Origin of the sequence: Lactobacillus hamsteri DSM 5661 = JCM 6256 (genome assembly GCF_000615445.1) — a bacterium.
In the GTDB taxonomy this organism is placed as follows: Bacteria; Bacillota; Bacilli; order Lactobacillales; family Lactobacillaceae; genus Lactobacillus; species Lactobacillus hamsteri.
On record NZ_BALY01000040.1, the window covers coordinates 1 to 11,950 of the forward strand.

Annotated in this window: 10 protein-coding genes and 2 pseudogenes; 2 read left to right on the forward strand and 10 right to left on the reverse strand. The window is 36.3% G+C overall.

The features are described from left to right. Nucleotides 1–29: 29 nt before the first annotated feature. From rpoD to rpsU, 10 genes and pseudogenes are all read right to left on the reverse strand, one after another. Entirely contained in the window at nucleotides 30–1,139 is a 1,110-nt protein-coding gene (rpoD, locus tag JCM6256_RS08360) for an RNA polymerase sigma factor RpoD (RefSeq protein ID WP_025081243.1), read from the reverse strand. Beyond that, complete coding sequence (gene dnaG / locus JCM6256_RS08365; protein ID WP_025081244.1) at nucleotides 1,139–2,947, reverse strand: DNA primase; 1,809 nt, start codon at nucleotides 2,945–2,947, stop codon at nucleotides 1,139–1,141. Before dnaG ends, rpoD begins: the two co-directional genes overlap by 1 nt. A gap of 25 nt (nucleotides 2,948–2,972) precedes the next feature. Then, a complete protein-coding gene (gene glyS, locus JCM6256_RS08370) occupies nucleotides 2,973–5,039 on the reverse strand; it encodes a glycine--tRNA ligase subunit beta (RefSeq protein WP_025081245.1) in 2,067 nt (688 codons plus the stop codon). Beyond that, entirely contained in the window at nucleotides 5,032–5,949 is a 918-nt protein-coding gene (gene glyQ, locus JCM6256_RS08375) for a glycine--tRNA ligase subunit alpha (RefSeq protein ID WP_025081246.1), read from the reverse strand. The genes glyS and glyQ overlap by 8 nt, the downstream gene beginning before the upstream one ends. Before the next feature lie 258 nt (nucleotides 5,950–6,207). Further along, entirely contained in the window at nucleotides 6,208–6,960 is a 753-nt protein-coding gene (recO, locus tag JCM6256_RS08380) for a DNA repair protein RecO (RefSeq protein WP_025081247.1), read from the reverse strand. Nucleotide 6,961: 1 nt separating this feature from the next. Beyond that, nucleotides 6,962–7,870, reverse strand: coding sequence for a GTPase Era (gene era / locus JCM6256_RS08385; protein ID WP_025081248.1), 909 nt, complete (start codon nucleotides 7,868–7,870; stop codon nucleotides 6,962–6,964). After that, on the reverse strand, nucleotides 7,870–8,394 hold the full coding sequence (gene ybeY, locus JCM6256_RS08390) for an rRNA maturation RNase YbeY (RefSeq protein ID WP_025081249.1): 525 nt from the start codon (nucleotides 8,392–8,394) through the stop codon (nucleotides 7,870–7,872). The genes era and ybeY overlap by 1 nt, the downstream gene beginning before the upstream one ends. Next, nucleotides 8,381–9,354: pseudogene (locus tag JCM6256_RS10165) on the reverse strand (PhoH family protein). The gene ybeY and the pseudogene JCM6256_RS10165 overlap by 14 nt, the downstream one beginning before the upstream one ends. Nucleotides 9,355–9,375: 21 nt before the next feature. Then, a pseudogene (locus JCM6256_RS10170) lies at nucleotides 9,376–9,818 on the reverse strand (GatB/YqeY domain-containing protein). Nucleotides 9,819–9,937: 119 nt separating this feature from the next. Next, nucleotides 9,938–10,114 carry a 30S ribosomal protein S21 gene (gene rpsU, locus JCM6256_RS08405; RefSeq protein WP_002880182.1) on the reverse strand — a complete coding sequence of 59 codons (177 nt, stop codon included), beginning with the start codon at nucleotides 10,112–10,114 and terminating at the stop codon, nucleotides 9,938–9,940. A gap of 200 nt (nucleotides 10,115–10,314) precedes the next feature. Here rpsU and JCM6256_RS08410 point away from each other — a divergent pair, with 200 nt between their 5' ends. Together JCM6256_RS08410 and JCM6256_RS08415 are read left to right on the forward strand one after the other, a co-directional pair. Then, nucleotides 10,315–11,145, forward strand: a complete 831-nt coding sequence (locus tag JCM6256_RS08410) for a pyruvate, water dikinase regulatory protein (RefSeq protein WP_025081250.1) — start codon at nucleotides 10,315–10,317, stop codon at nucleotides 11,143–11,145. A 156-nt stretch (nucleotides 11,146–11,301) separates the two neighbouring features. After that, nucleotides 11,302–11,928: a M23 family metallopeptidase gene (locus JCM6256_RS08415; RefSeq protein WP_025081251.1), complete on the forward strand. Its 627-nt coding sequence runs from the start codon at nucleotides 11,302–11,304 to the stop codon at nucleotides 11,926–11,928. Nucleotides 11,929–11,950 lie beyond the last annotated feature (22 nt).

Below are 11,950 nucleotides of genomic sequence, written 5' to 3' on the forward strand. Positions count from 1 at the left end.
TCTCAGTGCTTTTATCATGTCTTAAAAAATTAATCTAAGAAATCGCGTAATTGATTTGAACGGCTTGGATGACGAAGCTTACGCAAAGCTTTAGCTTCAATCTGACGAATACGTTCACGAGTAACGCCAAATACACGACCTACTTCTTCCAAAGTACGAGTACGGCCGTCATCAAGACCAAAACGAAGACGCAATACATTTTCTTCACGATCAGTTAAAGTATCAAGAGTTTCTTCCAATTGTTCCTTTAACATTTCATAAGAAGCGTGTTGCTCAGGACTAGTAGCTTCCTTATCTTCAATAAAGTCACCTAAGTGTGAGTCATCTTCTTCACCAATAGGAGTTTCAAGAGAAACTGGTTCTTGTGCGATCTTCAAAATGTCACGCACTTTATTGGTTGGCATATCCATTTCAGCACCAATTTCTTCAGGAGTTGGTTCACGACCTAAGTCTTGCAACAATTGACGTTGAATTCTGATCAGCTTATTGATAGTTTCAACCATGTGAACAGGAATTCTGATAGTACGAGCTTGGTCAGCAATCGCACGAGTAATAGCCTGTCTAATCCACCAAGTTGCATAAGTTGAGAATTTGAATCCTAAACGGTAATCAAACTTATCAACGGCCTTCATAAGCCCCATGTTACCTTCTTGAATTAAATCAAGGAATGACATTCCACGACCAACATAACGCTTAGCAATAGAAACAACCAAACGCAAGTTAGCTTCTGCTAATTCTTGTTTTGCTTCTTCATCGCCTGCTTCAATACGCTTAGCTAAAGCAATTTCTTGATCGGCATTAAGCAAAGGAACACGACCAATTTCCTTCAAGTACATACGAACCGGATCATTCATACGAACACTAGAAGGTGCTGACATATTCTTAAGTTCAGCCTTTTCTACATCTTTTTGCTTCTTTAAGGCTAATTTTGAAGGTTCACCATTTTCGTCAACGATGCTAATACCGTTATCTTCAAATTCTTGAACTAATTGATCAACTGCTTTGCCTTGTAAATTATATGGCTTAATCAAACGGTCAGTGAAATCTTTTTCAGTGATTTCCTTACTCTTTTTAACATCTTTAACGACATATTTAACCATCTTGTCTAAAGATGGTCTCTCACTTACAACTCTTGCCACTAAAAAGCCTCCTTTTGCCCTTGGACTCTCTTCAACTCAAGAATTTTTTGAGTTAATTGTAATATTTCTTGACCATCGTTTCTGCGCTCGGCATCCTGTATCTTATTTTTTAGCTCATTCAGCTGAGAATCGATTTTGCGCATTTTAAGTGATCGAATAATATCTCTAATTTCTTTTGCAGAAGAGTCGCCTTTAGGCATATCTGTCATTTCAGCATTTACTATTATACCTTGAAGTTGTTCAGGAATAAAATCTAAGAAATCATTTGTTGAAATTTTTTCATGAGTTTCAATATATTTTAACCATAATTCCGCTAATTGGGCATAATTTTGATCTGGGAATAAAAATCTTTGTTCTAAAATATAATTTCGCGCTTCTTCTGAATTCATAAATAAATAAAGAAGTCTTGTCTGTGCTGGATCATATTGTTCTATTTGTTCAACAGGTTCTGAATCTGGCAATGTATCAATTTCATTCATCAGATTGCCTTTATGTCGGTTAGCTCGATTTTGTCTGCGTCGTTCACGCATCAAGTTCACCTTAAGCGAATCTTTTGATACACCCTCTTGTTTTGCAACTTTTTCCAGATAAATATCTTGTTCAACTGGATTTGATAAATGAGCAATTTCTTTAACAGCTTCACTTAAATAAGTAATTCTTTCACGATCATTACTTAAATTATATTTTTGCGCTAAACGCTTTAAGAAAAAGTCAGTTGGTGAAAGTGCCCCTTTTACTTCATCCCGATACTTTTCTGCACCATATTTTTTTACATATTCATCTGGATCAAGTTTTTCAGGTAGAACAACAATCCCTAAGTTAAATCCGCCAACCTTTTCAAACATATGCGCAGCACGTTCTTCAGCATGAACACCAGGATCATCGCCATCATAATTAATAATGATATTGGGTGTAATTCTTCTTAGCATATAAACCTGCTGATCGGTTAAACTAGTACCCATTGAAGCAATTCCCGAATGTACGCCAGCTTTATAAGCAGAAATCACGTCCATGTAACCTTCATATAAAATTAAATGTCCCTCACTTCGCGCTGCTTTCTTAGCTTCAGCAAAATGAAAAAGAACTTTTGATTTAGTAAATATTTCAGTTTCAGGACTATTCATATATTTGGCTTCAGTCTTGTCTTGGGAGATACGTCGACCTGAAAAGCCAATAATTTGACCACTTTCGTTTCCCAGTGGAAACATAAGACGATCACGAAAACGATCAAAAAGGCAACCATCTTGTGATTCAACAAACAAACCGCTTTTTGCTAATTCATCGTCTTCATAGCCCTTATCATGCAAATAAGTCAATAAAAGATTATCTTGCTTCGGAGCATAACCAATTTGAAAATGTTCGAGAATTTCATCACTAAGTTCACGTTCACGCGCATATTTCATACCTCGCTCACCTGCTCTGGTAGTAAGCAAAACATGATGATAAAAGTCACACGCATCTTTATGCATCTTAATTAGCGGATTAAGTTTAACTTGACTTTGTCCGTAGCCACTAGGCATTGGAATATGTGTAAATTCCGCTACCCTTTGCACGCTCTCAGGAAAAGTTAAGTTATCCTTATACATCAAGAACTTAAAAACATTGCCACCTTTTCCGCAGCCAAAACACTTAAAAAATTGCTTTTCTTCATTAACAGTAAATGATGGTGTTTTTTCTTGATGAAAAGGGCAAAGACCAATATAGTCTTTGCCTTTCTTTTCAAGTGAGACGTATTGGCTGATTACATCAACAATGTTGACATTTCCTCTAACTTCACTAATGAAATCTTCTGGAATCAATCCAGCCATATGGAATCACCTATTCTTTTTATAATTACTTAATAACTAATTTGCTCAGGTCACCTAAACGATCAGCTAATTGACTTACAGCATTAAGTTGAGCCAAGCGGTTATTCTTAACCTTTTCATCCTTAGCCATAATCATGTTGGTTTCAAAGTAATTGTCAATTACTGGTTGCAAATGAACAAAGCCTTCGTACAAGTCAGCTAAATCTTCCATATCTGCTAATTCTTGAACACCAGCATATAATTCTTTTTCACTGTTGTCATCGAATAAGCTTTCATCAACTTCAGTTTGACCCTTGAACTTAGCCTTCTTCAAGATATTGTCAATTCTAGTCAAACTTTCAACAACTGGCTTAAATTCTTCATCATCATGGTGAAGTTGAAGAACATTAGCTGCAGCAAGAATTTGACTTGGATCTTGTTGACTTGAAGCAAGAACAGCATCGATAATATCATACTTAAAGCTGTTCTTTTGCAAGTATTGCTTAATACGGTCACGAATAAACAATGCAATTTGTTCGTCTTCTTCGCCTTGCTTAGGAAGCTTAGCTGGAGTCTTGCCATTAATTAAATCAACAATTTCTGGTAAAACTTCGTTAAATGGCAATGACCACTTTTCGTTAAGCAAAATTCTAACAATACCGTAGGCATAACGACGAAGTGCATATGGGTCATTTGATGATGAAGGAATCATACCTGCACCGAAGAAAGTAATGATAGTATCAAGCTTATCAGCTACTGAAAGAAGTGAACCAACAGTAGTTTCTGGCAATTCACCTTCTGCAGTAGTTGGCATGTAGTGTTCCTTGATAGCTACGGCAACATCTTCATTTTCACCAGCAAGACGTGCATAGTGCATACCCATAACACCTTGAAGTTCGGCGAATTCACCAACCATTTGAGTTACTAAGTCAAACTTGTAAAGTTCGCTTGCACGATCAAAGTCTTTAACAACGTTTTCTTCCAAATTCCAACGCTTAGCAAGATAGTTACCGATAATACGTACACGTTGCATCTTTTCAGCCATTGAACCGATCTTATCGTGGAAGGAAACATTCTTCATCTTGTCAACAAAGTGACTTAATGGGTATTTGCGGTCTTCATCGTAGAAGAATTGTGCATCATCCAAACGAGCAACCAAAACTTTTTCGTTACCTGAAATAACATTATCAAGGTAATTCTTGTTACCGTTACGAACAGCGATGAAATGATTAATCAACTTACCATTTTCATCATAAACTTCGAAGTAACGTTGGTTGTCTTTCATTGAAGTAATTAAAACTTCATCTGGAATGTTCAAATACTTTTCGTCAAATGAACCTGCAAAGACAGTTGGGTATTCAACTAAGTTAGTAACTTCTTCAAGAAGATTCTTGTCTTCCTTAATCTTCCAGTTATTCTTAGTTACCAAATCGTTCATTTGACTAACGATCATGTCTTTGCGTTCCTTAGCATCAACAATAACAAATTGATCCTTTAACGCATCAACATAGTCATCGGCACTTGCTAAAACGACAGAATCACCTAAGAAGCGGTGACCTTGGGTTTTACGACCAGCAGTAATATCCAAAATCTTAACTGGAATTACGTCATTACCGTACAATGAAACAAGCCAGTGAATTGGACGAACAAATTCAAAGTCATTTGAACCCCAGCGCATCTTAGTTGGGAAAGTCATAGCTTTGATGATATCGCTCATACCGAGTAAAATATCACTTGCTTTCTTACCTTCTTTTTTAACGTGAACGTAAGCATATTCTGTACCCTTGAGTTCTTCAAAGTAAATATCATCAGTAGTCATGCCTTGACCACGAGCAAAACCTTGAGCAGCTTTTGTCCAGTTGCCTTCAGCATCTTGTGCGATCTTCTTAGCAGGACCCTTTTTTACTTCGTCGATATCATCTTGCTTTTCAGCTAAGTCTTCAACAAGAATAGTTAAACGGCGAGGAGTTGAATAAGTCTTGATATCCTTGAACTTAAGGCCGTTTTCTTTTAAAAATTTACGAGTTCTGTCAGCAAGTTGGTTTACACTACGGGTAACCACGTGAGCTGGCATTTCTTCAGTACCAATTTCAAATAAATAATCCTTAGCCATTTTCCATCCCTGCTTTCTTATCTTCTGCATTCTTAAGCAATGGGAAGCCACGCTTTTCACGTTCTTCAACAAACTTAACTGCTACTTCGTGAGCTAAGTTTCTAATTCTTGATAAGTAACCTGCACGTTCAGTAACTGAAACAGCACCACGAGCATCAAGTAAGTTGAAAGTATGTGAACATTTCAAAATGTAATCATATGCTGGGTGAACCAAGTTTTGGCTAAGAAGACGCTTAGCAGTTGATTCATAAATATCAAAGAACTTAAGAAGTTGTTCTTGATTTGATTCTTCAAAGGCATACTTAGAATGTTCATATTCTGGTTGCTTAAAGATATCACGGTAAAGAACACCATTACCCCATTCAAGGTCAAATACTGAGTTTACATCTTGAATGTATGAAGCAAGTCTTTCAACACCGTAAGTAATTTCACTCATAGTTGGCTTAACATCTAATTCACCAACGACTTGGAAGTAAGTAAATTGACTAACTTCCATACCGTCAAGCCAAACTTCCCAACCAACACCGGCACAACCCATTGATGGGTTTGCCCAGTTGTCTTCTACGAAACGAATATCGTGTTCAAGTGGATCAATACCTAAAACTTTTAAACTGTCCAAGTAGTATTGTTGAATATCCTTTGGAGCTGGCTTGATAACAACTTGGAATTGGTGGTGTTGGAATAATCTGTTAGGATTTTCACCATAACGACCATCTGCAGGTCTTCTTGAAGGCTCTACATAGCAAGCTGCCCAAGGTTCTGGACCAATTGCACGAAGAAAAGTGTAAGGACTCATAGTACCTGCACCCTTTTCAACGTCATATGAAGGCATAATCATACAACCTTTAGAGGACCAGAATTGTTCTAGCTTAAAGATCATAGTTTGAATGTTTAATTTCTTATCTGCCATTTTCTTTCATTTCCCTCCTGCGCTAGGCCATAAAAAAAGCCTATGCAAAATATTGCATAGGGACGAATATAATCGCGGTTCCACCCTAATTCAGGAAGTGTTCTTCCTGCTCTTAATTAGCTTGACTAGAGGTGCCTTTTCCTAGATGCCCTCTCACCGTCTGGCATTCGCTAAACTAGTACTTTTCTAAATCCTCATCATTGTCAAATCACATCTGATTTTACCACACGAGAGCAAGTAAAACTAGTTATTTACTTACTAAAAAAATTTTAATTCGTCTAAAAACTTTTTTGTCTTTAAATTTAAATCAATTGTTTGTCGATAAATACGATCTATCGCTTTACGCGTCGCTTTTTTTGTTTCTTCATTAATTGAAATATTGCCAAGACGCTGAATCGGAAGCAAGCCTATCGTCCGTAAAATTGCAGTTTCTTTTGGCTTTAAATGAAGGCGACTATTTTCAGTCCGAAAATGATCGCTGCAAATAACGCCTCCCAGTTTGATAGAATAATCAAAAATTCCTTTTTGCCTGCCACAAATTACACATTGTCGCAATTGTGGTTCAACGCCATAAGCTGATAGCAACTGCATTTGCACAATCTGTGTGATCATTTCCGCATCAACGCCATCATTGATTTTTTTCAGGGCAAAATCAGCCAAATCATAATATCTGCCAAGAGGCTGATATTCGACAAAGGCATGATCAATTAAGTCCAAAATAAAAGAAGCATAAGCATTCTTGGTCAAATCATTATAAAGACCATCGAATTGCCGTACTTCTTTATACGTGCGCAAATTGCTTAAACCATGACCACTCGTATAAATTACATAATCACCATAAGAAAAATTAAGTGTAGCTGCACCTAATTTCGACTTAGGTCGTAAAGCTCCCTTTACTACTAAAGTAATTATGCCATTTTCTTTAGTCATGATTTTAGCAAGCAAATCTGCTTCTTTATATTTCTGTCTTTTGAAAATAATGCCCTGAACTTCTTTAAGTTCACGCGTCATCCTAACCTAATTCCTTCTTGTCGTATCCAATTAACTTTAAAAAGCTTGGATCTGAACGCCAATTGTGTTGTACTTTAACCCACAAACGCAAATTAACTTTTTCACCAAGGAGGTCTTCGATTGCTCTACGAGAATTAATACCGATCTGTTTGAGCATCTTTCCACCTTTACCGATGATAATACCCTTTTGACCGTCACGTTCTACGTAGATGGTAGCTTCAATCTGTAATTTACCGTTAATTCTTTGATTCATGCGATCAACTGCAACTGCGGTAGCATGTGGAACTTCTTGCGAAGTTAATTGCAAAATTTGTTCACGAATCATTTCAGCAACTACAAAATATTCTGGGCGATCTGTGATCTGATCTGAACCATAATATTGAGGACCTTCTGGCAAATTCTTGTAAAGAGAATCTAATAAATCTGGAATACCAATTCCTTCGGTAGCTGAAACAGGAAGATATTCTTTAAAATCCCCTAACTTGCGATAAGCATCTATAATAGGAAGCAACTTATCAGGATGTACTTCATCAACCTTATTAATGACTAAGAAAACAGGTACTTTTACTTGCTTTAATTGCTCAATAATAAATTGGTCGCCTTTACCAGGTTCATCAGGTTCAACCATGAACAAAACCATGTCAACATCGTTTAAACTAGTCAAACTAGCCTTATCCATATAATCATCCAATTTAGAATGTGGTTTAAAAATGCCTGGCGTGTCAACAAATACAACTTGCATATCATCGCCAGTATAAATGCCTGAAATACGATTACGTGTGGTCTGTGGTTTATTAGAAGTAATCGCAACCTTTTCACCGACTAAACGATTCATTAAAGTTGATTTACCGACATTTGGTCGACCAACTAAAGCAACAAAACCTGATTTAAACTTTTTTTCTTGAGTCATTATCTACCTCTACCTACGTCTAATTGATCTGGATATAGTGGCAAGCCGTAATCTTCTAGAACTTTACCTTGGATACCAAACATTTCTTTTGCTTCATCTGGTTTAATGTGGTCGTAACCATTTAAATGCAAAAAACCGTGAACAATAGTGTAGCCAAATTCACGATCAAATCCTGTTCCATACTCAACGCTGTGTCTCTTAATTACACTTGGACACATGAATAAATCACCAATATCTTCTTGAAAATCAGGATCTGCTTCAAAGGCTGACATATCAATACCTTCTTCGCCATCTTCAATAGCAAAAGAAATTACATCAGTTGGACGATCTTTATCACGATACTTCAAATTGATTTCATGACTGCGATCTTCATCAACAAAATTAATACTCATTTCTAAATTATTATTTTTGCCGATTTCTTTTTTAGCAAGTAGCAATAATTTCATGATCCAGTCTTGCCAATCACGTTTTTCATCCTTCAAAAAACCGACTTCATCATTATAAGTAATCTCAATTGGATCCATTTTGATGTCTAACATCCTTTTTTTCATAAGCATTGATAATTTTTGCAACAACAGGGTGACGAACGACGTCATTAGCTGAAAAGTTAATGAACTTGATTTGATTAATGTCTTTTAAAATATGCTGAGCATCAATCAAACCACTACGCTGGCGACCCGGTAAATCGACCTGCGTCATATCCCCATTAACAATCATTCTCGAATTAAAACCGAGACGCGTTAAAAACATCTTCATCTGTGCATCTGTTGTATTTTGAGCTTCATCCAAAATCACAAAAGCATCATCTAAAGTACGCCCACGCATATAAGCAAGAGGAGCAACTTCGATTGTGCCACGTTCCATTAAGCGATCGGTGGTATTAGTACCTAAAATAGCATATAAGGAGTCGTAAATTGGTCTCAAATATGGATCAACTTTTTCCTTCAAATCTCCGGGTAGAAATCCTAAAGATTCCCCTGCTTCAACAGCTGGTCTTGTTAAAACGATTCTTGATACTTCACCCTTTTTAAAGGCTGCAATCGCACAAACAACAGCTAAAAATGTCTTACCTGTTCCGGCAGGTCCAATGCCGAAGACAACATCATTTTTTTGAATGGCATCTACATAGCGCTTTTGACCCATATTTTTAACTCTGATAGGTCTACCTTTAGTATCTCTAATCAAAACTTTCTTATATAAATCAGCAAAGTACTCAGTAGTACCTTATCTGCCATCTTCATCGCACTAACAACATCGGGCGCACTAACGTTAACGCCAGTATTCACGACACTGTCTAATGCTTTTAACACTTGGACAATCTTTTTAATGCCTTCTTCGTTATCGCCCGAAATGACAATTTCATTACCGGTATCAGTAACTGAGACATCATAACCTTCTGATAATAATTTCAAGTTGCCGTCATTAACGCCAACTAACTTTTGAATATCTTCTGGATTTGTAGGAATAAAACTGGTTTGAGCCAAATAAACCCGCTCCCTCTTCTACTAATTAAGGTGATTGCGAACTAAAGCTGAAGCTTCTTTACCATCAGCACGTCCTTTAATCTTTGGCATTAAAGCTTTCATAACTTTACCAAAGTCAGACTTGCCTTTAGCATCTACTTCTTCAACAGTTTCAGAAACAATTTTGTCTAATTCATCTTTAGATAATTGCTTAGGCATGTATTTTTCAACAACTGCGAGTTCCTTTTTAGTTTCTTCAACTAAATCGTCTCTCTTTGCCTTAACAAATTCTTCGATTGATTCTTCTCTTTGTTTCTTTTCACGGTTAAGAACAGTTAATTCTTCATCAGGATTAAGTTCATGACCGAGCTTAATTTTTTCATTCATCAGTGCAGATTTAATCATACGCACCGTGTTCAATTTAATTTTATCTTTATCCTTCATGCTTGTTTCATATCTGCCATGATATCTTCAGATAAACTCATTGTGTAGTTTCCTTCTTTCCAAAATAAAACCTACAAAGAAATTATAACAGACTTATGTGTCTGATAACATATTTAAAAGTATAAAAAAACTCACGTCAAAGACGTGAGTTTTTCATATATTAATAATGTCTACGCTTGCGTGCAGCTTCTGACTTAAGCTTTCTGCGAACACTAGGTTTTTCATAGAATTCGCGCTTACGGTATTCTTGTAAGGTACCACTTCTAGAAACGGAACGCTTGAAACGACGAAGAGCATCATCAATAGACTCGTTTTCGTGAACGATTGTCTTAGCCATGTGTGATCCCTCCTTCCATTTCTTGGCGTTACGCCATACGTTTAATTAAATTATAGCAAAACATGTTTCTCGGTCAATAGCTTATGATAAATTTTTTCAATAATTTTTTAAAAAGTTATAAAACCATAGCGAAACTTAGTTAAGCGATTTCATTTTACACCATATTTCGGTATAATCAATAGTAGAAAGAGGTGCATATGATGCCAGAAAACGTAAATAATAAGCCGGAAGTAAATATCATTATTATCTCTGATGCTGCCGGTGATACTGCTTTTAATAATGCTACTGCTGCAGCAGCGCAATTTCCTGATGCACAGATTAACTACCGTCGTTATCCATTTATTACTGATAAGGATAAATTAACTAAAACTTTAGAAGAAATTGAAAAATTTCCTAACCTTGTTATTATCTACAGTTTAATTAAAGATGAAATGCAACTTCCTATTATCCGCTTCGCTCGCGAACACAAAGTTCAAACTGTAGACATTCTATCCCCATCAGTTGAGGCTTTGTCTACAGTTACAGGAATGCGTCCAACTGAACAATCAGGTGCACAGCACAAGCTTAATTCTAAATACTTCGACAGAATCTCTGCAATGGAATTTGCCGTAATGTACGACGATGGAAAAGATCCTAAAGGATTTCTTGAAGCCGATGTTGTTCTTCTCGGTGTTTCAAGAACTTCAAAGACGCCACTTTCACTCTTCCTTGCCAATAAGAATTTGAAAGTTGCAAACTTGCCACTTGTTCCTGAAACTCACATTCCAAAGGAGATTTACGAAATCGACCCTAAGAAGATCATTGGTTTAACAAATGATCCTTCTGTTTTAAATGAAATCAGACGTCAAAGAATGATTTCCTATGGTTTGAATCCTGATACAACATACTCCAACATGGACTCAATCAATGCCGAACTTGAATCAGCACAAAATCTTTACAAGAAGCTAGGTTGTTTCGTGATCAATGTAGCTCATCGCTCAATTGAAGAAACTGCAGCTTTGATTATGGATCACTTAGGTATTGAAGATTAATAATAAAAGCATTTTTTCGTATGAAAAGATGCTTTTTTACTTGCCTTTAATTTGCTAGTAACACAATTGTCATATACAAAAACTATAATGTTTATTAATAATTGGCAAATGAAAGAAAGTGAGGGGTGGTCAGCTATATATGTTGACCTTTAATTAATGAAGAAACTTAATAAATCAATTTTTACATTCGCTGCTCTTTTAACTTTAGCTTCTAGTTTTACTTTTAGTGCAAGCACTACTGAAGCCGCTAAAAAGAAAAAAGATATTAATGTTGAACAAACTGAACAAGTCGAAAATAACAGCTGGGGCTATCCATTTGCAAAATTAGATAAAAATGGTGTTAACCCTATGTACAATGCTCAAATTTTTGGTAACACCAATTACGCTCGTTCATTTAATCCGTTAAGTTACTTCCATGATGGTTGGGACTTTGGCTGGGGTGAAGTTGGTCATTCAACCGTTAGAGCTATCCACCCTGGTACTGTTAAAAAAGTTGCTTATGGTAGCGGCTTAGGCTGGTTCGTTTGGGTTGTTAGTCCTGATAAATATGTTGAAATTTACCAAGAAGGTTTCAACAAGAAGAAAGACATTTCTGTTAAAACTGGTCAAACCGTTAAAACTGGCCAAAAAATTGGTAAATTAACTGGTAGTCACCTTCATTTAGGCGTAACCAAGACTACTAAGAAGTACATTAATGCTCACGGTTACCCATGCAACAATTGGTTTATTAACAATGGTACTTGGCTTAACCCTGTTAAGACTATTGAAAAGAATATGAAATAATTTTATTAATTCCAATATTAAA

Excerpts from the sequence above, each read along its gene's own strand:
- dnaG (WP_025081244.1), bottom strand. The coding sequence starts at position 2,947 with ATGGCTGGATTGATTCCAGAAGATTTCATTAGTGAAGTTAGAGGAAAT.
- glyS (WP_025081245.1), bottom strand. The coding sequence starts at position 5,039 with ATGGCTAAGGATTATTTATTTGAAATTGGTACTGAAGAAATGCCAGCT.
- glyQ (WP_025081246.1), bottom strand. The coding sequence starts at position 5,949 with ATGGCAGATAAGAAATTAAACATTCAAACTATGATCTTTAAGCTAGAA.
- recO (WP_025081247.1), bottom strand. The coding sequence starts at position 6,960 with ATGACGCGTGAACTTAAAGAAGTTCAGGGCATTATTTTCAAAAGACAG.
- era (WP_025081248.1), bottom strand. The coding sequence starts at position 7,870 with ATGACTCAAGAAAAAAAGTTTAAATCAGGTTTTGTTGCTTTAGTTGGT.
- ybeY (WP_025081249.1), bottom strand. The coding sequence starts at position 8,394 with ATGGATCCAATTGAGATTACTTATAATGATGAAGTCGGTTTTTTGAAG.
- rpsU (WP_002880182.1), bottom strand. The coding sequence starts at position 10,114 with ATGGCTAAGACAATCGTTCACGAAAACGAGTCTATTGATGATGCTCTT.
- JCM6256_RS08410 (WP_025081250.1), top strand. The coding sequence starts at position 10,315 with ATGCCAGAAAACGTAAATAATAAGCCGGAAGTAAATATCATTATTATC.
- JCM6256_RS08415 (WP_025081251.1), top strand. The coding sequence starts at position 11,302 with ATGAAGAAACTTAATAAATCAATTTTTACATTCGCTGCTCTTTTAACT.